The sequence below is a fragment of the Polaribacter glomeratus genome (assembly GCF_002954665.1).
GTDB classification, from domain to species: Bacteria; Bacteroidota; Bacteroidia; order Flavobacteriales; family Flavobacteriaceae; genus Polaribacter; species Polaribacter glomeratus.
This window is the reverse complement of the sequence record NZ_MSCM01000002.1, coordinates 1,375,264-1,396,995: the sequence shown is the minus strand read 5'-3', so window position 1 is coordinate 1,396,995 and position 21,732 is coordinate 1,375,264. Positions and strand designations below refer to the sequence as shown.

The 21,732-nt window shown below is 31.2% G+C and carries 11 protein-coding genes; 8 read left to right on the top strand and 3 right to left on the bottom strand.

The window, feature by feature from the left end; all coding sequences use genetic code 11:
* Window positions 1–27: 27 nt before the first annotated feature.
* The 3 genes from BTO16_RS16155 to BTO16_RS16145 form a co-directional block, all read right to left on the bottom strand.
* The gene (locus tag BTO16_RS16155; RefSeq protein WP_105022676.1) at window positions 28–270 is read right to left on the bottom strand and encodes a MoaD/ThiS family protein; all 243 of its coding nucleotides are present in this window, start codon (window positions 268–270) and stop codon (window positions 28–30) included.
* Between the two features lie 19 nt (window positions 271–289).
* The gene (locus BTO16_RS16150) at window positions 290–2,761 is read right to left on the bottom strand and encodes a DUF5686 and carboxypeptidase regulatory-like domain-containing protein (RefSeq protein ID WP_105022675.1); all 2,472 of its coding nucleotides are present in this window, start codon (window positions 2,759–2,761) and stop codon (window positions 290–292) included.
* A gap of 152 nt (window positions 2,762–2,913) precedes the next feature.
* The gene (locus BTO16_RS16145) at window positions 2,914–3,942 is read right to left on the bottom strand and encodes a LacI family DNA-binding transcriptional regulator (RefSeq protein ID WP_105022674.1); all 1,029 of its coding nucleotides are present in this window, start codon (window positions 3,940–3,942) and stop codon (window positions 2,914–2,916) included.
* Window positions 3,943–4,130: 188 nt separating this feature from the next.
* On the opposite strand from BTO16_RS16145, the gene BTO16_RS16140 reads away from it, so the two are divergent.
* From BTO16_RS16140 to sov, 8 genes are all read left to right on the top strand, one after another.
* Window positions 4,131–6,758 carry a TonB-dependent receptor gene (locus BTO16_RS16140; RefSeq protein ID WP_105022673.1) on the top strand — a complete coding sequence of 876 codons (2,628 nt, stop codon included), beginning with the start codon at window positions 4,131–4,133 and terminating at the stop codon, window positions 6,756–6,758.
* A gap of 178 nt (window positions 6,759–6,936) precedes the next feature.
* Complete coding sequence (locus BTO16_RS16135; RefSeq protein WP_105022672.1) at window positions 6,937–7,287, top strand: glutaredoxin family protein; 351 nt, start codon at window positions 6,937–6,939, stop codon at window positions 7,285–7,287.
* Window positions 7,288–7,289: 2 nt separating this feature from the next.
* Window positions 7,290–8,642 (top strand): MFS transporter, encoded by a 1,353-nt coding sequence (locus BTO16_RS16130; protein ID WP_105022671.1) that lies wholly within the window; start codon window positions 7,290–7,292, stop codon window positions 8,640–8,642.
* Between the two features lie 35 nt (window positions 8,643–8,677).
* Window positions 8,678–9,616 carry a carbohydrate kinase family protein gene (locus BTO16_RS16125; RefSeq protein WP_105022670.1) on the top strand — a complete coding sequence of 313 codons (939 nt, stop codon included), beginning with the start codon at window positions 8,678–8,680 and terminating at the stop codon, window positions 9,614–9,616.
* Window positions 9,617–9,621: 5 nt separating this feature from the next.
* Window positions 9,622–11,358, top strand: coding sequence for an alpha-amylase family protein (locus tag BTO16_RS16120; protein WP_105022669.1), 1,737 nt, complete (start codon window positions 9,622–9,624; stop codon window positions 11,356–11,358).
* 104 nt (window positions 11,359–11,462) lie between these two features.
* The gene (locus BTO16_RS16115; protein ID WP_105022668.1) at window positions 11,463–13,739 is read left to right on the top strand and encodes an NADP-dependent malic enzyme; all 2,277 of its coding nucleotides are present in this window, start codon (window positions 11,463–11,465) and stop codon (window positions 13,737–13,739) included.
* Between the two features lie 235 nt (window positions 13,740–13,974).
* On the top strand, window positions 13,975–14,556 hold the full coding sequence (gene ruvA, locus BTO16_RS16110; RefSeq protein WP_105022948.1) for a Holliday junction branch migration protein RuvA: 582 nt from the start codon (window positions 13,975–13,977) through the stop codon (window positions 14,554–14,556).
* Window positions 14,557–14,560: 4 nt separating this feature from the next.
* Window positions 14,561–21,718 (top strand): T9SS outer membrane translocon Sov/SprA, encoded by a 7,158-nt coding sequence (sov, locus tag BTO16_RS16105; RefSeq protein WP_105022667.1) that lies wholly within the window; start codon window positions 14,561–14,563, stop codon window positions 21,716–21,718.
* Window positions 21,719–21,732: the final 14 nt, after the last annotated feature.

Sequence of the window (21,732 nt, the reverse complement as noted above, 5' to 3'; positions counted from 1 at the left end):
GCTTTCAGAAAGAATTGCATGGATTTTTTAACCGCCACTTACAGGCGGAATCACCGCGACAACATCACCTATTTTTAGAATTAAACCATCTGTTGCATATTCTTCATTTACTGCAATTGCATAGGTATTAATGTTTTCTAATTGCGTAAATTTTTGTTTTAAAACGGATTTAAAATCTTTTATGGATGTGTTTTCTTCAACGTCAATATGCAATTCTGATGCGCCAACATAATCTGTTGTAATTCCGAAAAAAAGTGTTTTTATGTTCATGAGCAACAAAGATAAAGTTTTAGTTTAATAAATTTAATCTGAATAAAAATCCGTCATTTTTAATTCCTGCATGAAACGATTTTACATAATCAACTCTTAAAAAACGCCATTTACCAAAACCAACATTGTCTAAACCTACAGAATATTCTGAATACGGATTTCTATCTGCCATGAACAAGGTTTTTGCACCACCAATTAAGTGAAAATTCAGTTTATTTAGCAACGGAATTTTACCTAAAATAGCACCTTTAAAATTATGCTCTATATGTGCTTCGGCATATTTATCATTCGTGTAAAATTTATAATATTCTAACAAACCAAAGTTATTTAACTGACTGCCTGTAATAAAAACCAACTGATTACCGTTTGTTTGTAAATTATCCATAAAAGCGATGTCTTTTTGCTTTAGAAATATCCCTCCTTTTAAATTATAGACTAATTTACCATAATTACCAGCATCTACATCTTGTGATAAGTTAGCTAGAAATAAATCAGAATTTAAATCAGAATTAGAAGCTCCAAAGATTTTTCTGTAGTTGACGTTTAAAGTTGGATACTTATTATTGCCAAGATTAAATTTAGTCTCTGGATACGACAAGTATTTCTGATTAAAGATAAAAGTTGCACCAACATTTAAAGTTGCAATTTTATGTTCTGTAAAACCCGCATTTGTAAAATCTTGCGGATCTATAGGATTATTAGAAGTATAAGGATCGGCAATACTTTGGCGTGCAAAAGAATAATTACTAGTATTAAAAAGTGGCTTTCTGTTTGCGTATTCTAAAGAAGTTGAAAGATAAACGCCGTTTTTAATTTCTTCTGAATATGCAATTTTAGCAAATTCTTTTTCGTAAATCTTCATAAAATTTTGCCTTCTTAACAAAGAACGAATCATATTATCTAACTTAGTAATTGGCGTTCTATCATTAAATTGAGCGGTTGTAACTCCGCCAGAAATAGCCAATTTAGGTTTTGTAATATTGTCCCATTTTTTGTTAAAAAAGAGAACAGGTCTTGCTCGTTCATCAGTAAAACCATAATTTACTTTTGCACCAAGATTCCACCATTTACCTGTATCATTTAGCGTTTTAAAATAACTTGCACCAACAGATGTATTAAAACCTTGCACCGTATTAAAACCAAAATCATTAATTAATCCATCATAAGAAACAGCCCATTTTTCGTACGAATTACGAAACGTATAACCCGTAATAGGCGAAAGAAAACTAAACTTATTTTGCTTTTTATTTATAGAATCTAAATACACTTTAGACTTACGTACCACTTTTATACTATCCTTAATTACATAATCTTGAACCTCTTCTGTAGTTAAAGGAACCGGTCTTAATTTGTTCCAATACACAGAGTCTTTTTCTGTTGCTTCTTTTTCAAAAGTTAAAACTTCATTTGTAAAGGTTTTCTCTGTAAAATTGGGTTTAAAATTATAGTTCGAAAATGCAGAAGAAAAACGACCGTCAAATTTAAATCCGAAGAAATCTACTTTAAAGTCGATACTCTGACTGATTAAAACCCACGCATCATTTTCATCTGAATAATTATAGTTTTGTTTTAGCTTTAAAACATCTACCACCGGAATATTAATTTGAGCACCAGTAACTGTAACATCTGCGCCATACAAAGCCCAATCATCTTCTACTATGTACAAAGAGCCATTAAAAACGCGGTCATTTTTACGTTTAGGAATGATATTTATCTTGTTGATGAGCTTGCCATTTTTATCATAAAAAGTACCTTCTAATTTGTAATTATAGTAACTAAAAGCATTTGTAGAAATTGGCGAAATTAAATCATTCCCAAACTCCACACTATTTTCGTAAAAGTTGATGTTTGCATCTTCTGCCCTATTAAAACTGATGCCGTTATCGCGCCCGCTAACTTTTGATGCAATAATATTCTCTTTAAAATCTTTTGGTTTTTTCTGATATTTAATTTCAGAAATAGTTTCAGAAAGATAAATAATTCCGCTTCTTGTAGAATCTAATCCTCCGCCAAAATCGCCCAAACTCTGACCTAAAAATTTCTCTGGAGCATCTTTAATTCGATACAAACCACGTGAGTAGAATTTGGCTGTATACTGCGCAAATTTATCAGTATTTTTATCTTTATTTGCAATTACATTTCTAATAATTACATCCGCAGGATTGTCTTTAGTTGAAATTAAAACCTCTCTTAGTTCTACGTTTTCTTCCTCTAATTTTACATTCAATTCAAAAGGAAAAGAAGAAATATCAACTTCTTTTTTTAACGTTTTATACCCTAAAAACTGAAAAAGAATAGTATGTTTTCCTTTTTTTTTCAATTCTAAAATATAATCGCCATTATCATTAGACGTTGTTCCGGTTACTGTTTTATCAAAATATACACTTACAAAAGAAAGCGGATTGTTATTTATATCTGTTATTTTTCCTTGAACTTGGGCTGTAAACGTTGCACAAATAAAAAGAAAGAAGAGAGCGGTAATTTTTTTCATGGCAGATTTTAGTTAAAAAAGCAAACTTAAAGTTTAAGTTACATAAACAGGTTTAAAATTTGTTAAACTACCTATAATATGTTTCTAACTTTAGGATGCAATAAAACTAAAATACTGTTTTTTTTCTGTTATAATAAATTATTGAAAGATTTTTAATTTTTTGTTGAATCTCTAATAACTAGCTCCGTCTCTAAAACTAATTCTTTATAATTAATGGTTTTCTTTTTCTTTCTTTCTTTAATTTCTTTGTATAATAATTTAAATGAATTTTTTCCCATCTCTAAACCTGGTTGATTTATTGTGGTTAATGATGGCGATATTATAGAAGCCATAAACCAATTGCTAAAACCAACTACACTTATATCTTCTGGTATTTTTACACCTTGCTTTATAAGTTCTGTCATTGCACCAATGGCAACTAAATCTGTATTTATAAAAATACCGTCTATGTCTTTATGGTCTTTTAAAAGTTGTGAAGCATTCTTTTTACCTTCTTCAAAACTCATTTCGCCACATTCGCAGATATATACTAATGAAGGATCGTATTCTAAATTATTATCTATTAACGCTTTCTTATACCCAAGAAACCTATCAATTGAATTTTGCGGCAATAAAGGTCCTCTAAAATGTGCAATTCGCTTACAACCAATATCAATTAAGTGCTGTGTTGCTTTATAAGCGGCTTTTCTATCATCAATAATTACTTTAGAGCATTTTACAATTTTAGCAATCTTATCGAACATTACTAAAGGTGTTTCTTGACTTATAACCTGATTTAAATGTTTAAAATCTGCTGTTTCATTGGCTAAAGAAATTAAAATACCATCTACCCTTTTACTTAACAATAAGTCTATTTGCTTTTTTTCTAATTCATACGATTCATTTGACTGAAGTATAATAACTAAGTATCCTTTTTTTTCTGCCTGAGCCACAATGCCTTTTATTACACTAGAAAAAAAGTGATGTACAATAACAGGAATAATTAAACCTATAATTTTTGATTCTTTAGTTCTTAAATTTACTGCAAAAGAATTTGGCTTGTAATTTAACATTGATGCAGTTTCTCTAACTAATTTTCTTGTTTTTTTACTTACGTCTGGATATTCTTTTAAAGCTTTAGAAACGGTGGTAATCGAAATACCCAGTTTTTCTGCAATTTGTTTTAATGTTACAAGCGCCATAATTTAAATATTTTGATAAAAAACCTCTCTAATAATAAAAAAGATTGAGCCAATATAAGAAAAATAACAAATCGAAAACGTTTTCGTTAAATCGAAAACGTTTTCGATTTAGAATATGAAAATATTATTAGCCATTAATTTAGCTTTACTCAAAATAACAATCAAATTTTATTAAATTCACAATTAAAATGAAAAGACTACAACTTATTAAAAAACTAGCTTTGCTGTGTGTATTTTTTACATCTACAGCTCTAGTTGCACAATCTACCATTTCTGGAAAGGTTACAGATCAAACTGGGCTTCTTATACCCGGCGTAAACATCATCCTTAAAGGAACTGCAAAAGGAGCCAGTTCTGATTTTGATGGGAATTATGAAATTAACAATGTAGAAAACGGAACCTATACATTGATTGCATCTTCTTTAGGATACGATACTTTTAAACAAGAAATTACAATAAACTCATCAAACATCACCTTAAATTTTGTTGTAAAAGAAAATGCACAGTCTTTAGATGAAATTATAATTACAGGAGTTGTAAATCCTAAATCTAAATTAGAATCTAGTGTTTCTATTTCTACAATTGGTATAAAACAAATTGAACAAGCTTCACCAAGAAGTACGGGTGAACTTTTTAGAAGCATACCTGGTATTCGTGCAGAATCTTCTGGTGGTGAGGGTAATGCAAACTTTAATGTTCGTGGTGTACCAGTTTCTTCTGGTGGTTCTAGATATTTACAATTACAAGAAGATGGTCTTCCAATAATGTTGTTTGGAGATACTTCTTTTGGAAATGCTGATAATTTTTTACGTATTGACTCTAATATTGGTAGAATTGAAGCAATTAGAGGAGGTTCTGCAGCTACGCAGACTTCTAACGGCCCAGCTGGTATTATTAACATGATTAGTAAAACAGGTAGCACAGAAAGTGGAGCCATAGGTGCAACTTACGGTTTAGATTTTCAAACTAGTAGATTAGATTTTGAATATGGTACTCCGTTAAGTAATGGTTTATCTTACCATATTGGTGGTTTTATGAGAGTTGGCGAAGGACCAAGAAAAATAGGTTATCAAGGTAATAAAGGTGGACAAATAAAAGCAAATATTACAAAAGATTTTAAAAACGGTTATGTTCGTACCTATTTTAAATTTTTAAATGATAGAACTGTAATGTATATGCCAATGCCAGTAAGTTTAACAGGCACAAATGAAAATCCTACTTTTGGTAATTTACCAGGATTTGATATTACTACAGACACACCTCACTCTGCTAACATACAAAACACTTATAGTGTTTATGATGGCAACCCTACACAAAACGACATGAGAGACGGTAACAACCCCGTAAGCACATCAATTGGTGCAGAATTTTCTTTTGATCTTGGGGATGATTGGAAAATTAATGGTAAGGCTAGATACTCTAATAATTCTGGACAATGGAATGCTCCATTTACAGCTAACGTAGGTACAATAGCAGAAATAGAGACTTTAGTAAGAGATGCTTCTGGAGCAACTGGTGCTTTAACGTTTCAAGATGGCTCACCTTTTAATCCTGCAAATGGTCTTGCGCAAGACATTAGATATTTTGATGTAACTATCGAAGATTTAAGTAACTTTTTTAGTGATGTAAAAATAACAAAAGCAATTAATGATAATGTTGGTGTTACCGTTGGTATGTTTTCTGCAACACAAAACACAAAAATTGGATGGCAATGGAGTTCTGCTATTTCTGAAGTAGCAGGTAATGGTGAAGCTAGATTGGGTGTTTTTGACGAATTCTCTCAAGGAGGAGCTTATTCATTTGGTCAGCCAGTTTGGGGTAACTGTTGTCAAAGAAAATACAATACAGTACACAATGTAAACTCGCCTTATGTAGGTCTTGATGCTGATATTTCTGATAAATTAAATTTTGATGGTAGTGTTCGTTTTGAAAACGTAAACGTTAACGGAACCATCAATTCTGGTCAATTAAGCAATTTAGATGCAGCTGGTAATTTAATAGGTTTTGATTACAATGGTGATGGTGTTATTAACGATTTTGAATCTACAATACCTTCAATAGCTGGTAATCCAGGACAAACTGTTAGCGATAACTATAATTTCGTTTCTTACTCTGCGGGTTTAAACTATAAATTAAATGATGGCGCTGCTGTTTTTGGAAGATTTAGTAAAGGTGCTTCTGGTAGAGCTGCAGATAGAAATACATATGGTGCAGACGGTAAAGGTGATGTACAATTTGATGAAATTTCTCAATTTGAACTTGGTTTAAAGAAAAGATTAAAAAACGGAGTTCTTAATGTTACCGCTTTTATGAGTAATACTACTGAAGGCATTAGTAATGAATTAAATAGAACTGTAGGAAATCCATTTAAAGCTTTAGGTTTAGAGGTAGAATCTGCTTTAACATTTGGAAAATTAGGTTTAAATGGTTCTGTAACTTATACAAAAGCAGAAATTGATGGTGGTGCAAATAAAGGAAATGACCCAAGAAGACAAGCTGCTTTTGTGTACAACTTAGCGCCTATGTATTCTTTTGGAACAAGTAGTCAACATCTTTTAGGTTTTACATTATTAGGTACATCTAAATCTTTTGCACAAGATGACAATACATTAGTAATGCCAGCATATGCATACTTAAATGCAATAGTTAGAGTTGGTTTAACAGAAGGTTTATCATTAAGTGTAAATGCTAATAACCTTTTTGATACCATAGGTGTTACAGAAGTAGAAGGAAATGGAAATTTAGCTGGCGGTTTAGCTGCAGCAAGAACAATTACAGGTCGTTCTACTACAATGACATTACAATATAGTTTTTAGATTGAGTATTATTATATGTTAATTTGAATTGAGAAGCAGGGTCAATGAAAACTTCATTGGCTCTGTTTTAATTATTTTTTTTATCAGAAAAAAGTAAAGAAATTATAATTTTAGGCATCATTTATTAGCATTCGAAAATACCAAATTATTAAAAAAAGCTTACGATTAACCACACATTATGAAACATCTAACCACCATCCTACTTCTTTTTTTAGCATCCTTCGCTATGAATGCTCAAAGCTTAACTAAAAAAACACAAAAACAAGAAAAAATAATCGTTTACGGCAGTGATACTTGTCACTACTGTATCGAAACAAAAGCCTATTTAAAAGAAAAAAACATACACTTTATTTATTATGACATAGACCTAAATAAAGCTAAAGAAACAGAAATGATTACAAAATTAACAAATGCTAGTATTTCTGTTGCAAGTTTAAGTTTACCAGTTATTGATTACAAAGGAGACATTTTTTTAAATAAAGGCAATTTTGAAGAATTTCTAAAAGTAATACAAACTAAAATCAAATAGCGATGAAAATACCTAAACCAAGCTTATCCTTTTGGCAAATATTTAATATGAATGTAGGATTCTTAGGAATTCAATTTAGTTTTGGTTTACAACAAACGGCAGTAAACCCAATATTTTCTTTTCTTGGAGCGCATCATGAAGACTTACCGCTGTTAAATCTAGCAGGTCCAGTTACAGGTTTAATTATTCAACCTATTATTGGTGCTATTTCAGATAAAACATGGTCTCCGCGCTGGGGAAGAAGAAAACCATTCTTTTTAATTGGTGCATTAATTGGTAGTTTGTGCTTATTTGCTTTTCCTTTTAGTCCTACTCTTTGGTTTGCAGTTGGTTTATTATGGATTCTTGATGTTGGTAACAATATGGCAATGGAACCTTACCGAGCTTTTGTTGGCGATAAATTACCTAACAAACAACTAAGTTTTGGATATCAAATGCAAAGTTTATTTGTTGGTGCAGGAATTGTTTTAGCAAATGCTTCTATATTTCTTTTTCAAGATTGGTTTGGCGATACAGAAACAGCATCCGAAGCAGTAAAATCGATTCCTAAATGGTTGTATTACTCTTTCTTTATTGGCGCAATATTATCAATTGCCACCATACTATGGTCTGTTATAAAAACACCCGAAATTCCACCATCAGCAGAAGAAATAAAGGATATTGAAAAACATAATTCGCTACCACTTAACGAACGAATAAAAACACCATTCATAGAAATTGTTCAAGCAATTAAAGACATGCCTAAGTTTATGTGGAAATTAGCTTCAGTTTATTTATTTCAATGGTATGCTCTTTTTATTTATTGGCAATTTATTTCGCCAATGTTTGAAGAAAGTATGGGCTTTAATAAATCCCAAGCATTAAGTCAGGCTGCAAAAATGAACACTACCTATAATTTATCAACCATAATTTTTGCACTAGCATTAGTGCCATTGGCTTTAAAATGGGGCGGAAAAAAAGTCTATGTTGTAAGTTTATTTTTAACAGGAACTGCGATGCTTTGCATTCCTTACATAAAAGACCCTTTAATAGTTATTTTACCTATGATTTTATTTGGTGTGGGTTGGGCTGCAATGATGGGCATTCCATATTCTATGGTTTCTAAAATTGTTCCTCAAGAAAGACGAGGCGTTTATATGGGTATTTTAAATATGATGATTGTAATTCCGATGGGAATTCAAACCGTAACATTTGGCCCAATTGTAAAAAATATTTTAAATAATAGCGCAGTAAATGCTATACTCTTAGGAGGTTTATTTTTTGTAATTGCAGGTATATTGGCTTTAAGGCTTCAGGAACCAAAACTTGACAATGAGGATGAAAATATAGCTATTACGAGCACTAATCCTCAATAATTTTATTAATTTTTTACACTTTACAAAAAATAATTTTGAATACTACTACAAAAAAAATAGATATTTTATGCGTTGGCGAAGCGCTAATAGATTTTATTGGTCAGCAATCTGGTGTTTTTATTGATAACACAAGAGATTACCACCGATACTTAGGTGGTTCTCCAACTAATGTGGCAATGAATTCATCAAGACTTGGCTTAAAGACATTAATGATAGCCTCGATAGGTAATGATGGTTTTGGAGAATATATTGTAAATAGATTTTCTGAAGTTGGTGTAAATATAGAGCACATTAAAAAAATTAATAAAAAGCCTACAAGCGTAATATTTGTTTCTAGATCAGAGAATACACCAGATTTTATCCCTTTTAGAGAAGCTGATTATTGCATTACAGAAGACCAAATACCTACAGAAATATTAAAATCTTCAAAAATTTTTCATACCACTAGTTTTGCATTAAGTAAAAAGCCAGCACAAACTACTATTCTTAAAAAAGCAGAAGAAGCATATAAATTAGGTTGTAAATTAAGTATTGACATCAACTATTCAGAAAAAATATGGCCGAATAAAACAGAAGCGCTACAAGTTATAGAATCTTACTGCAAATTTAATCCATTAATAAAAATTAGTGAAGATGATATGCTTCGTCTTTTCGGAAAAGAATTACCACATCAAGAAATTTTTGATTTTTTCCATAATAAAGGTGTAGATATTATCTGTTTAACGTTAGGCAAAGACGGTGTAAAATTATCGCAAAAAGGAGAAAAAGTAAAACAATTACCAGCAATTAGAGTAGAAAAAGTTTTAGACACAACAGGCGCCGGAGATGCTTTTTGGTCTGGGTTTTTATTTGCCTATGTAAAAGAAGAATCGATAGACCGATGCTTAGAAATTGCTCTAAATCTAGCCGCTTTAAAACTTCAAAACGTTGGTAGATTGCCAGATAATATAAATATTCTTTCTAAACTCTTATAAATATAATGGTTCAAAAAAACACAAAAAGTATTAAAAATGGAGTAATGCTAAACGCGTATCCAGATAGTATTGGCCAAACGTTAAGTGACACTATTAAAATGCTTCAGTTGCCAGAGTTCAAAGATGTTTTTTCTTTGTTTTATGTGCTCCCTACTTTTTTTAATAGTGATTTAGACAGAGGTTTTTCGGTAATTGATTATGATATAAATTCAGAATTGGTTTCTAAAAAAGACTTAGAAACTTTAGAAAAGCTAAACATTCAATTAAAATTTGATATTGTTTTAAATCACTTATCAGTAAACTCTCCGCAGTTTAAAGACATCCTTTTACATGGAGAAAATTCTAAATATAAGGAGTTTTTTATCAACTGGAATAGCTTTTGGGATGGTAATGGAAAAAAAAATGCTGATGGATTAATTATTCCTAATCAAGAATATCTGAGTAAACTATTTATGAGAAAAACTGGTTTACCTATTTTAAATGTTGGTTTTCCTGATGGTACTGAAAAACCATATTGGAATACTTTTTACCAAGAAATAAAGTACACAAAAATCACTATTGAAGATTTACCATTTAACAACATTTCATCATCAGAAAAAGAACTAATTTGTACAAAAATTAATGCATCCATAGAAAAAAAAGAAGCACTAAATACTATTGATTTTGGCAAAAATAATTCTCTAAAGAATAAAATTTTACAGATTGTAAATACCAAAAAGACATATTTAGGTCAGATGGATGTTAATGCAAAATCTGAACTCGTTTGGGAATTTTACAAAGAAACACTTGCCAAATTAAAAGGCTTTGGTTGTTCTATATTGCGGCTAGATGCCTTTGCCTATTTGCATAAAGAAATTGGCCAAACTAACTTTTTTAACAAACCCGGCACTTGGGATTATCTCGAGAAAATAAAGCAAATAGCAGATTGCAATGACTTGTTATTGTTGCCAGAAATTCATGCCGAATATGGTCTAAACTTGCATGATGAAGTTGCCAAAAAAGGCTATCAAATTTATGATTTCTTTTTACCAGGTTTAATGATTCACACCTTAGAAAAAAACTCTAATAAAGCAATCTTAAAATGGGCAAAAGAAATAATTGACAAAGGGTATAAAACTGTAAATATGTTAGGTTGCCATGACGGAATTCCTGTTTTAGACTTAAAAGGAAAAGAAGTAAACGGAACTTACAACAAAGGTTTATTAGATGATAATGAAATTGAATCTATAATGAATACCGTTATAGAACGCGGCGGAAGAGTTAAAAACTTGTATGACCCATCAGGAAATAAAATTTCTTACTATCAAGTAAATGCAACTTTTTTTAGCGCACTTGGTGAAAACGAAGCTAAATTATTATTGGCAAGAGCCATTCAGTTATTTATGCCAGGTATACCACAAGTTTGGTATTTAGATATTTTTGCAGGAAAAAATAATTACAAAGCTGCGGATGAAGGCGGAACTGGCGCACACAAAGAAATTAATAGAACAACTTTATCTATAGAAGATATTAATCAAGGGGTTAAAAAAGAGGTTGTAAAAAATCAGCTTAAATTAATGCGTTTAAGAAATACGTTAAAAGCATTTTCTGGTAATATTAGCTTTCAAGAATCCGAAGAAAACGAATTTCACATTACTTGGACAAGTAATGATTCTTTTGCTGAGCTGAAAGCCAATTTAACAACTTATTCTTTTAATATTAAGTATTCTGAAAATAATATTATCAAAGAATTGAATTTTTAAAGCCCTATTTTATTGACAAAACTCCTTAAAAGTAAGAAATAATAATTTGCTCTTTCGCTTAAAAGCATATATTTGTAAGTTACAAACAAGCAAACAAATATTATATGAGCGATTCTAGAAAAAGACACGAAGCTTTATTATACCACGCAAAACCAAAACCAGGAAAAATTGAGGTTGTACCTACAAAAAAATATGCAACGCAACACGATTTAGCATTAGCATATTCTCCTGGTGTTGCAGAACCTTGTTTAGAAATAGCAAAAGATAGAGAAAACGTTTACAAATATACTTCTAAAGGAAATTTAGTAGCTGTAATTACCAACGGAACTGCCGTTTTAGGTTTGGGTGATATTGGCCCAGAAGCATCAAAACCAGTTATGGAAGGTAAAGGATTACTTTTTAAAATCTTTGCAGATATTGATGTTTTTGACATTGAAGTTGACGCTACCGATGTTGATAAATTTGTAGAAATTGTAAAAGCAATTGCACCAACTTTTGGAGGAATTAATTTAGAAGATATCAAAGCTCCTGAAGCTTTTGAGATAGAACGCAGATTAATAGAGGAATTAAATATTCCTGTAATGCATGACGACCAACACGGAACTGCAATAATTTCTGGTGCTGCGTTAAAAAATGCTATTGAAATTACCGAAAAAGACATTTCTAAAGTTAAAATTGTAGTAAATGGCGCAGGCGCTGCTGCAATTTCTTGTACTCGTTTGTATTTAAAACTAGGTGCAACATTACAAAACATCGTAATGTGCGATAGCAAAGGTGTTATCAGAAAAGATAGAGATAATTTAACTTCTCAAAAAGCAGAATTTGCAACAGACCAAGATGTACATTCGCTTGAAGATGCTATGCAAAATGCAGATGTTTTTATAGGTCTTTCTACAGGTAATATAGTTACTCCAGAGATGTTGCTAACTATGAATAACGATCCTATTGTATTTGCAATGGCAAATCCTACTCCAGAAATAGATTATGATTTAGCTATTAAAACAAGAAAAGACATTATTATGGCAACAGGAAGATCTGATCATCCTAACCAAGTAAATAATGTATTAGGTTTTCCATTTATTTTTAGAGGTGCTTTAGATGTTAGAGCTACTAAAATTAATGAAGAAATGAAAATGGCTGCTGTACATGCTTTAGCTGATTTAGCAAAAAGATCTGTACCAGAAAAAGTAAATATTGTGTATGATGAAGTAAGCCTATCTTTTGGTAGAGAATACATCATTCCAAAACCATTTGACCCAAGACTAATTTATGAAATTCCGCCAGCAATTGCAAAGGCAGCAATGGATTCTGGTGTTGCATTAGAACCAATTACAGATTGGGAAAAGTACCGCGAAGAATTAATGGAAAGATCTGGCTCTGGAAGCAAAGAAATTAGAATGATTCATAACCGTGCTAAAAGCAATTTAAAACGAATTGTTTTTGCAGAAGCCGATCATTTAGATGTTTTAAAAGCTGCTCAAAGAGTACACGAAGAAAGACTTGGAAAAGTTATTTTATTAGGCCGAAAAGAGTTGATTCTAGAACTTAAAGAAGAAATTGGTTTTACTGCGGATGTGCCAATTTTTGATCCAAAAACAGACGAAGAAGAAGAACGTAGAAAACGTTTTGGAGAAGCATATTGGAAAAACAGACAACGTAAAGGAAGAACATTATCTGAAGCAACAAAATTAATGCGAGAGCGTACTTATTTTGGTGCAATGATGGTAAATGAAAATGAAGCAGATGCTTTTATTACAGGGTATTCTAGGCCGTATCCAAGTGTAGTGAAACCAATTTTAGAACTTATAGACAAAGAAAAAGGTGTTTCTAAAATTGCAGCGTGTAACTTAATGTTAACAAAACAAGGTCCGTTATTTTTAGCAGATACTACAATTAACATAAACCCTACTGCAAAAGATTTAATTAATACAACTTTAATGACATCTGGTTTGGTTAAAATGTTTGGAATGAAGCCAAATGTTGCCATGTTGTCTTTCTCTAACTTTGGTTCATCTAATACAGAAACCTCAAAAAAGATTAGAGAATCGGTTGCCTTTATGCACAAACATTATCCTAATTTAGTGGTAGACGGAGAATTACAAGCAGATTTTGCGCTTAATGCAGAATTATTAGCAAAAGAATTTCCTTTTTCTAAATTAAATGGTAAAAAAGTAAATGTATTAATTTTTCCTAATTTAGAATCTGCAAACATTACCTACAAGCTTTTAAAACAAGTACAAGGTGCAGAATCTATTGGACCAATGATTTTAGGATTAAGCAAAGCAGTGCACATTTTACAATTAGGATCTAGTGTAGATGAAATGGTAAATATGGCAGCTTTAGCTTGTGTGGATGCACAACAAAGAGAAAAGAATAAATAATTTTTGACGAATAGGCTCTAGACATAAGACTAAAAGTTATAGTTTATAGAGACAAGAAACAAGACTAAAGGGTAGAGAGTGCAAAAACAACCTCTACTCTATTGTCTTTTCTCTCTTTTCTAATCTCTCTTTTATGTCCTCTTTCCTCCTTTTTAAAGACCTATTTTTTGTCATTTATGTTACTGATTACAACAAACCTAAAATAAATTATTACTTTAGCCAAGAAAAAGAACTTATGATTACACAAGTTAGAGGAAGATTAGTAGAAAAAAATCCAACAGAGGTTGTTGTAGATTGCAATGGTGTTGGGTATTTATTACACATTTCTTTAAATACTTTTTCTAGTTTACCTGCGGATGAAAATGTAGTTTTATATACACATTTATCAATAAGAGAAGATGCACACACGCTTTTTGGTTTTATCAATAAAACAGAAAGAGAAATTTTTAAATTATTAATTTCGGTTTCTGGTGTTGGTCCAAGCATTGCAAGAACGATGCTTTCGTCTATGACATCCGAAGAAATACAAAATGCAATTGCATCAGAAAATGTGCCTTTAATTCAGTCTGTTAAAGGAATTGGAGTAAAAACGGCACAAAGAGTTATTGTAGATTTAAAAGATAAAATTTTAAAAACGTTTAATATTGATGAAGTTTCTGTAAGAACAAGCAATACGAACAGGGATGAAGCGTTATCTGCTTTAGAGGTTTTAGGATTTCAAAGAAAACAATCTGATAAAATTATTGCTGCTGTTTTAAAAGAAAATCCAGATGCTTCTGTAGAAAAAATTATAAAATTAGCATTAAAAAACTTATAGTAATTTGGTTAAAACATTTAAAAAAATACTTTTACTAGTGCTTTTTACTTTCGCAGTAAACGCAGCTACTTATAGTCAAACTACTCAAAGCAAAGATTCTATTGAGGTTGAAAAAGACACTTTAAAATTAAAGTATAATTTTAATCATACGCAAAGCGGAAGCCTTTTTTTAGACGATTTAGCAGAAAAGGAAGTCATATTTGACAAAGAACTAAACAGATATGTAATTATCGAAAAAATTGGTGATTATTATACAAAAACACCCATTTTCTTAACTCAAAAAGAATACCAACAATATCGTCTAAAACGAGATATGTTGCAGTATTTTAAAGATAAAGTAAGCGCAACTAATAGTAAAAAGAAAGGTTCTTTAGATGCACAAAAAGATTTATTACCTTCTTATTATGTAAACTCTAAATTTTTTGAATCTATTTTTGGTGGAAACACGGTAAAATTTACACCTACAGGAAGTTTAAACTTAAAAATTGGTTTTATTTATCAGAATACAGAAAACCCACAAATATCAGAAGAAAATAGAAGCAGTTTTACTTTTGATTTTGATCAGCAGATTAATGCAAGTTTACGTGCAAAAGTTGGTGAGCGTTTAGAGTTTATGGCAAATTATGATACACAATCTACATTCGATTTTCAAAATCAAGTAAAAATAGATTATACGCCTACAGAAGACGATATTCTTCAAGGATTAGAAGCTGGTAATGTAGAGATGCCAATTAAAAACTCTTTAATAAATGGCGCTCAAAGTTTATTTGGTGTTAAAACAAAATTAAAATTTGGGAACACAAATGTAACCGCAGTTTTCTCTCAACAAAATTCTGAAAGCAAAACGATTGTTGCACAAGCCGGTGCATCAATACAACCATTTGAGCTAAGAACTACAGATTATGATACTGATAGACACTTTTTCTTATCACAATTTTTTATTGATAATTATTCAAATTCTTTAAGAAATTATCCTTTGATAAGTAGCCAAGTAAACATTACAAGGATTGAAGTTTGGGTAACTAACAGAAATGCCAGCACAGAAGATTTTAGAAGTATTGTTGCCATAGCGGATCTTGGAGAATCTAATAATGTAAATTCTACGTATAAAAATTTAGTAGACGACAAAGGAACCGTATTAAACACTAACCCTGTTAGTATTACAGCAAACGGACAGGTATTAAATTTACCTCAAAATAATTCTAACAATATTTATGACCCAGTTGTTTTAGCCGGAATTAGAGATGTTTCTACAGTTGATAATACGCTAACAGGTACATTTCAAATGGAACAAGGAACAGATTTTTCTATCCTTGAAAATGCGAGAAGATTAAGTACAAATGAGTATAATCTAAACGCTCAATTAGGATATATTTCTTTAAATAGAAGATTAAATGACGGTGAAGTTTTAGCGGTTGCCTATGAATATACGGTAGCAGGAAGTGTAAACGGAAGTACAAAAAAATCTTTTAAAGTAGGTGAATTTTCGAATGATGGAATACAAGCTCCACAAAATTTAGCCGTAAAATTATTACGTAGTGAAATATTAACCACCAAAAGAAAAGATGTTAATGGCAACGATGAATCTTTTCCTACTTGGCGTTTAATGATGAAAAACATCTATGCTTTAGGTGCATTTCCATTAACGCAAGAAGGGTTTCGTTTCGAGATTCAATATAGAGATGATGCTACAGGTATACCCTCTAATGTATTGCAAAATGCACAAACTGCAGATGTTGCAAATACGCCTTTAATTCAGGTTTTAAGTTTAGACCAACTAGACCAAAGTCAGTTTAGAACTGCAGATGGTTTCTTTGATTATGTAGAAGGAATTACTGTAAACTCACAAAACGGATATGTTATTTTTCCTAATCCAGAGCCTTTTGGAAACGATTTAGCAAAGAAATTAACAAACTCGGCAGATGAAACTTACTTATTTAAAGAACTATATTTAAATACAAAAATTAATATTCAAAACAACTTTCAAAACAAAGATAAATATTTCTTGAAAGGATATTTTAAATCAGAAAGTGCTGGAGGCATTTCTATTGGTGCTTTTAATGTACCAAGGGGTTCTGTAAAAGTTACTGCGGGCGGAAAACAATTAGTAGAAGGTATCGATTTTGTAGTAGATTATCAATTAGGACGCGTACAAATTATAGATCCAGGTTTGCAAGCATCCGGCACACCTATAAACGTATCCACAGAAAATAATGCGGTATTTAATCAGCAAAGAAAAACCTTTATGGGTGTTGATGTTGAGCATAAATTTTCTGATGATTTTGTAGTTGGAGCAACGATTTTAAATATTAATGAAAGACCATTAACGCCAAAAGTTAATTTTGGTGCTGAACCAATTGATAATACCATGTTGGGTTTTAACATCGATTACTCTACAGAGGTCCCTTTCTTTACAAAATTGGCAAATAAATTACCTTTTGTAGATACAGATGTGCCGTCTAATTTTTCTGTAAGAGCAGATATGGCTTACTTATTACCAGGTACTCCAAGCGGAATTGATGTTGCTGGCGCTGCAACTTCTTATATAGATGATTTTGAAGCATCGCAAATACCTATTAGTTTATTATCGCCTTTAGATTGGTACGAAGCAAGTACACCCAAATTTTTTAATGGTTTTAATGGTGATTTAAGTGATTTGCCTTACAATTATAAAAGAGGAAAATTAGCGTGGTACAGTATTGATCAAATATTTTACGGTATAGGGCAAACACCACCAAGTATTGATGCCGACGAATTATCTAGAGCAGAAACAAGACAAATTAACTATAGAGAATTGTTCCCAAATGTGCAATTAGACATTACGCAAAACTCTTTGGTAAGAACGTTAGATTTAGCCTATTTTCCGCAAGAAAGAGGTTCTTATAACTTTAATACTTTAGACAGCGACGTTAATGATGACGGAACTTTTAAGAAGCCAAATGAAAATTGGGGTGGCGTTATGCGCCCGTTAAATACAAATAATTTTGACCAAGCCAATGTTGAATTCATTCAGTTTTGGATTATGGATCCGTATCAAAATTATTCTATTACAACTGCAGAAGGTTTGCCACAAGGTATAAACCCTACTGATTTAAATAATCAAGTTGGAGATTTATATATCAATTTAGGAAACATTTCTGAAGACATTTTAAAAGACAATCGTAAAATGTTCGAAAACGGTTTGCCAGAAGATGGCTTAAAAGTTAACGGTTCTAATGTTAATAGTACAATTTGGGGAGATGTACCAAGAAACCCATCTATCATCTATGCGTTTAGCGAACAAGACGCAGCAAGAACAAATCAAGATTTAGGTTTTGATGGTTTAAATGATATTGAAGAACAACAATATTTAAAAAAAATATCAGACTCTTTAAATTTAAATATTAATTTTAGTCGTTTAAATCCGAACGATATTGCATCTGATAACTTTAAATTTTTTAGAGGTGCAGATTTAGACGGTATTGATGCATCGGTACTTAAAAGATATAAAGACTATAATAATACACAAGGCAACTCGCCAACTTTAAATCAATCGCCAGAAACATACCCAACATCTTCTACAACATATCCAGATGTAGAAGACATTAACAGAGATCAAACAATGAATACTGTTGAGAGTTATTATGAGTATAAGATTTCTATGAATCATGCTGATTTAGCAAAAGGAAGAAACTATATTGTTGATGAAAAAACAACTTCTGTAACTTTAGAAAACGGAAATACACAGCAAACAAAATGGTATCAATTTAGAGTACCTATTAGAAACGGAACTTCTGTAGGCGGAATTACTGACTTTAATAGCATCCGTTTTGTAAGAATGTTTTTAACAAATTTTAAGATGCCAATAGTAGTTCGTTTTGGAGAACTAGATTTAGTGCGTGGAGATTGGAGACGTTATACAAAAACAATAGATAATCCTCAAGTAAATGACCCAAGAGATTTAAATCAATCAGAATTAGAAGGTTTTGAAGTAGGTGTTGTAAGTATTGAGCAAAACAATGGAAGCTACATTCAGCCACCAGGAATTGAAAGAGAACGTTTGCAAGGTAGTACAACTGTGCAATTACAAAATGAACAATCTGTAACTTTAAAAGTAACAAATTTAGAACCTAACAGCACAAGAGCTATCTTCAAAAATATGAGTGTAGATTTAAGACGTTTTAAAAACCTTAAAATGTTTATGCATTTACAAGGTGATGAAGGTTTTAGTGGTGTAATAAGATTAGGTACAGATTTAGATGATAATTATTATCAATTAGAAGTTCCTTTAACAGCAAGTTCTGGCGGAAACGGACAGTTAGATATTTGGCCAGAAGCAAATAATTTAGATGCTTTAATTGCAACTTTTGGTAAGGTAAAACTAGAGAGAGACGGCATTGGTGCTGCTATAAATGTGTTGTATACTTCTACTTCTCAAACAGAAGGTTTACCCTACAAAATTAGTGTAAAAGGAAATCCTACGCTAGCGCAATTAAGAACCATAATGCTTGGTTTAAAAAATAGTGGTGTTGTGGCTAAAAGTGGTGAAGTATGGTTTAATGAATTACGCTCGTCTGGTTTTGATAATAAAGCGGGTTGGGCTGCGGTAATGAATGCGGATGCTAATTTTGCTGATGTTGCAAATGTATCCCTTTCTGGAAGTGTTAGAACCATTGGTTTTGGTAATGTAGAAGACAGAGTAAATCAACGTAGTTTAGACGAAACCAAACAATATGATGTTGCAACAACCATCAACTTAGGAAAAGTTTTAACTCCAGAAAAATGGGGAATTCAATTACCAATGAGTTATAGTGTTGGTGAGCGATTTATTGATCCTAAATTTGACCCTCAATACCAAGATGTTCAATATACAGAAGCAAAAGTATTTCTTGAAAACCTACCTGCAGGTAATGATAGAGACAAGGCTTTAGAGAATATCAACAATTCTCAAGATTATACAAAAAGAACAAGCATTAGTTTTATAAATGTTAAAAAGAATAGAAATCCTAATTCTACAGAAAAGCCTAAGTTTTATGATGTAGAAAATCTAGCCGTTTCTTATTCTCATAACTCAGAATTTCATAGAGATTATAATATAGAAAAATATATTAGCGAAAATGTTAGCGCTGCTGCAGCTTATAATTTTAGCTTTAATTCAAAATCTATTGAGCTATTTAAAAACTCAGAAAGCTTTAAAAGCAACTATTGGAAATTTATCAAAGACTTAAACTTTAATCCGGTACCACAAACATTAGCCGTAAACTCTAGAATTAATAGAAGTTATAATGAGCAACAATCAAGAAATTTAGTAGAAGGATTATCGCCTCAGCCAGAATTAAAGCAACGTAGATTTTTATTTGATTGGGATTATGCAATTGGTTTCGATTTAACAAAGTCACTTCAATTAAACTTTAATGCAACTAATAGTTATATGTATGATGCGTTTGGAAACGGAGAAGATTTACAAATTTTTGATGATTTTTTTAATACAGGAAGACCAAATCATTACCATCAAAAATTAAATACAACCTATAATTTACCTTTGGATAAGTTTCCTTTTTTAAGTTTTATGAAAGCTGATTATGCATATACTGCAGATTTTGATTGGCAAGTTTCATCTCAAGATCAAACTATTGTTGAACAAATTGGTAATGTAATTCAGAATGCAAATACACACAATATAAACACCACATTTACTTTTGATAAGCTCTATAAACAAATAGGTTTTGAAAAATTATTACTTACAAAATCACAACGTAAAAACGCAAAAGATAAAAACACTGCAAGAATAAAGCCTAACAAAGATTTACCTCTTGGTAAGAAAATTTTAAAAGGTACTTGGGATGTTGTTACCTCTGTTAAACAAGGAAAAATAAGTTATGCAGAAAATAACGGGCAATATTTACAAGGTTATACAGAAGACATTGGTTTTTTGGGTGGTGCACCCACATCGTTTGCTTTTGGTAGCCAAGTTGATATTAGAAACAAAGCCCTAGAGAATAATTGGTTGGTTACTAGAGTTGATGGTGATGAGTATTTTAACAAAACTTTTAGCAGAACACAATACAACAAATTAGATTATACATTAACACTAAAACCTATTGATGATTTAAATATTGATGTAATTGGTAATAAAATTAATACAGCAGATATTTCTCAACAATTAGATTTAATAGAAGGAAGTACAACTTTTGAAGAAACACCAATTTTTGAAACGGGCAACTTTAGTACAAGTCACTCAATGCTTTCAACAGCATTTACAAGTGGTGACGTACTTTTTCAAACAATGAAAGATTATAGAGTTGGTTTATCATCAAGAATAGCTACTCAAAGCGGAATAGACGTAAATGACCCTAACACAGAATTTAATAATGACGGAACTGTAAAAGGTTTTGGCGCAAATAGCCAACAAGTATTATTACCTTCATTTATGGCTGCTTATTCTGGAAAAAACCCTGATAAGGTAAGCACAAGTTTATTTAGAAATATACCAATACCAAACTGGACTTTACGATATAACGGATTAATGAAATTTGATTGGTTTAAGAAAAATTTCTCAACATTTGTAGTATCACATGGTTACAGGTCGTCGTATACAATTTCTAGTTTTACAAATAATTTACAGTATAGTGAAGCAACTGCTTACACAGTTACAAATGCCGCGGGTAATTATGAGTCGCAAAGATTAATAGCTGCAGCCACTTTGGTTGATGAATTTTCGCCTTTAATTAAATTAGATATGAAAATGAAAAACTCATTTTCTTTAAGAGGCGAAATTAAAAAAGATAGAACCCTAACCATGAATTTTAACAATAGCACCTTAACCGATATTGTGGGAACAGAATATATTTTTGGTTTTGGTTATGTAGTTAAAGACGTTAAAATGAATACACGTTTTACAGGTAAAAAAACTACCTTAAAAGGTGATATTAATTTAAGAGCAGATGTTTCTTTAAGAGACAATTTAACACAAATTAGATATGTAGATGAAGATAATGATCAAATTAGTGGTGGTCAGAAATTATTTTCAATTAAATTTACCGCAGATTACAGATTGAATAGTAATTTAACAGCATCGTTTTATTACAATCATCAAACATCTAAATATGCTATTTCTACCACTTTTCCAAGACAGGCAATTAATGGCGGATTTAACATAATCTATAACTTAGGAGGAAATTAAAAATAATTACTAAA

What these genes read in the sequence shown, in the direction of transcription:
- BTO16_RS16155 (WP_105022676.1), bottom strand. Translation starts at nt 270, where the DNA reads ATGAACATAAAAACACTTTTTTTCGGAATTACAACAGATTATGTTGGC.
- BTO16_RS16150 (WP_105022675.1), bottom strand. Translation starts at nt 2,761, where the DNA reads ATGAAAAAAATTACCGCTCTCTTCTTTCTTTTTATTTGTGCAACGTTT.
- BTO16_RS16145 (WP_105022674.1), bottom strand. Translation starts at nt 3,942, where the DNA reads ATGGCGCTTGTAACATTAAAACAAATTGCAGAAAAACTGGGTATTTCG.
- BTO16_RS16140 (WP_105022673.1), top strand. Translation starts at nt 4,131, where the DNA reads ATGAAAAGACTACAACTTATTAAAAAACTAGCTTTGCTGTGTGTATTT.
- BTO16_RS16135 (WP_105022672.1), top strand. Translation starts at nt 6,937, where the DNA reads ATGAAACATCTAACCACCATCCTACTTCTTTTTTTAGCATCCTTCGCT.
- BTO16_RS16130 (WP_105022671.1), top strand. Translation starts at nt 7,290, where the DNA reads ATGAAAATACCTAAACCAAGCTTATCCTTTTGGCAAATATTTAATATG.
- BTO16_RS16120 (WP_105022669.1), top strand. Translation starts at nt 9,622, where the DNA reads ATGGTTCAAAAAAACACAAAAAGTATTAAAAATGGAGTAATGCTAAAC.
- BTO16_RS16115 (WP_105022668.1), top strand. Translation starts at nt 11,463, where the DNA reads ATGAGCGATTCTAGAAAAAGACACGAAGCTTTATTATACCACGCAAAA.
- ruvA (WP_105022948.1), top strand. Translation starts at nt 13,975, where the DNA reads ATGATTACACAAGTTAGAGGAAGATTAGTAGAAAAAAATCCAACAGAG.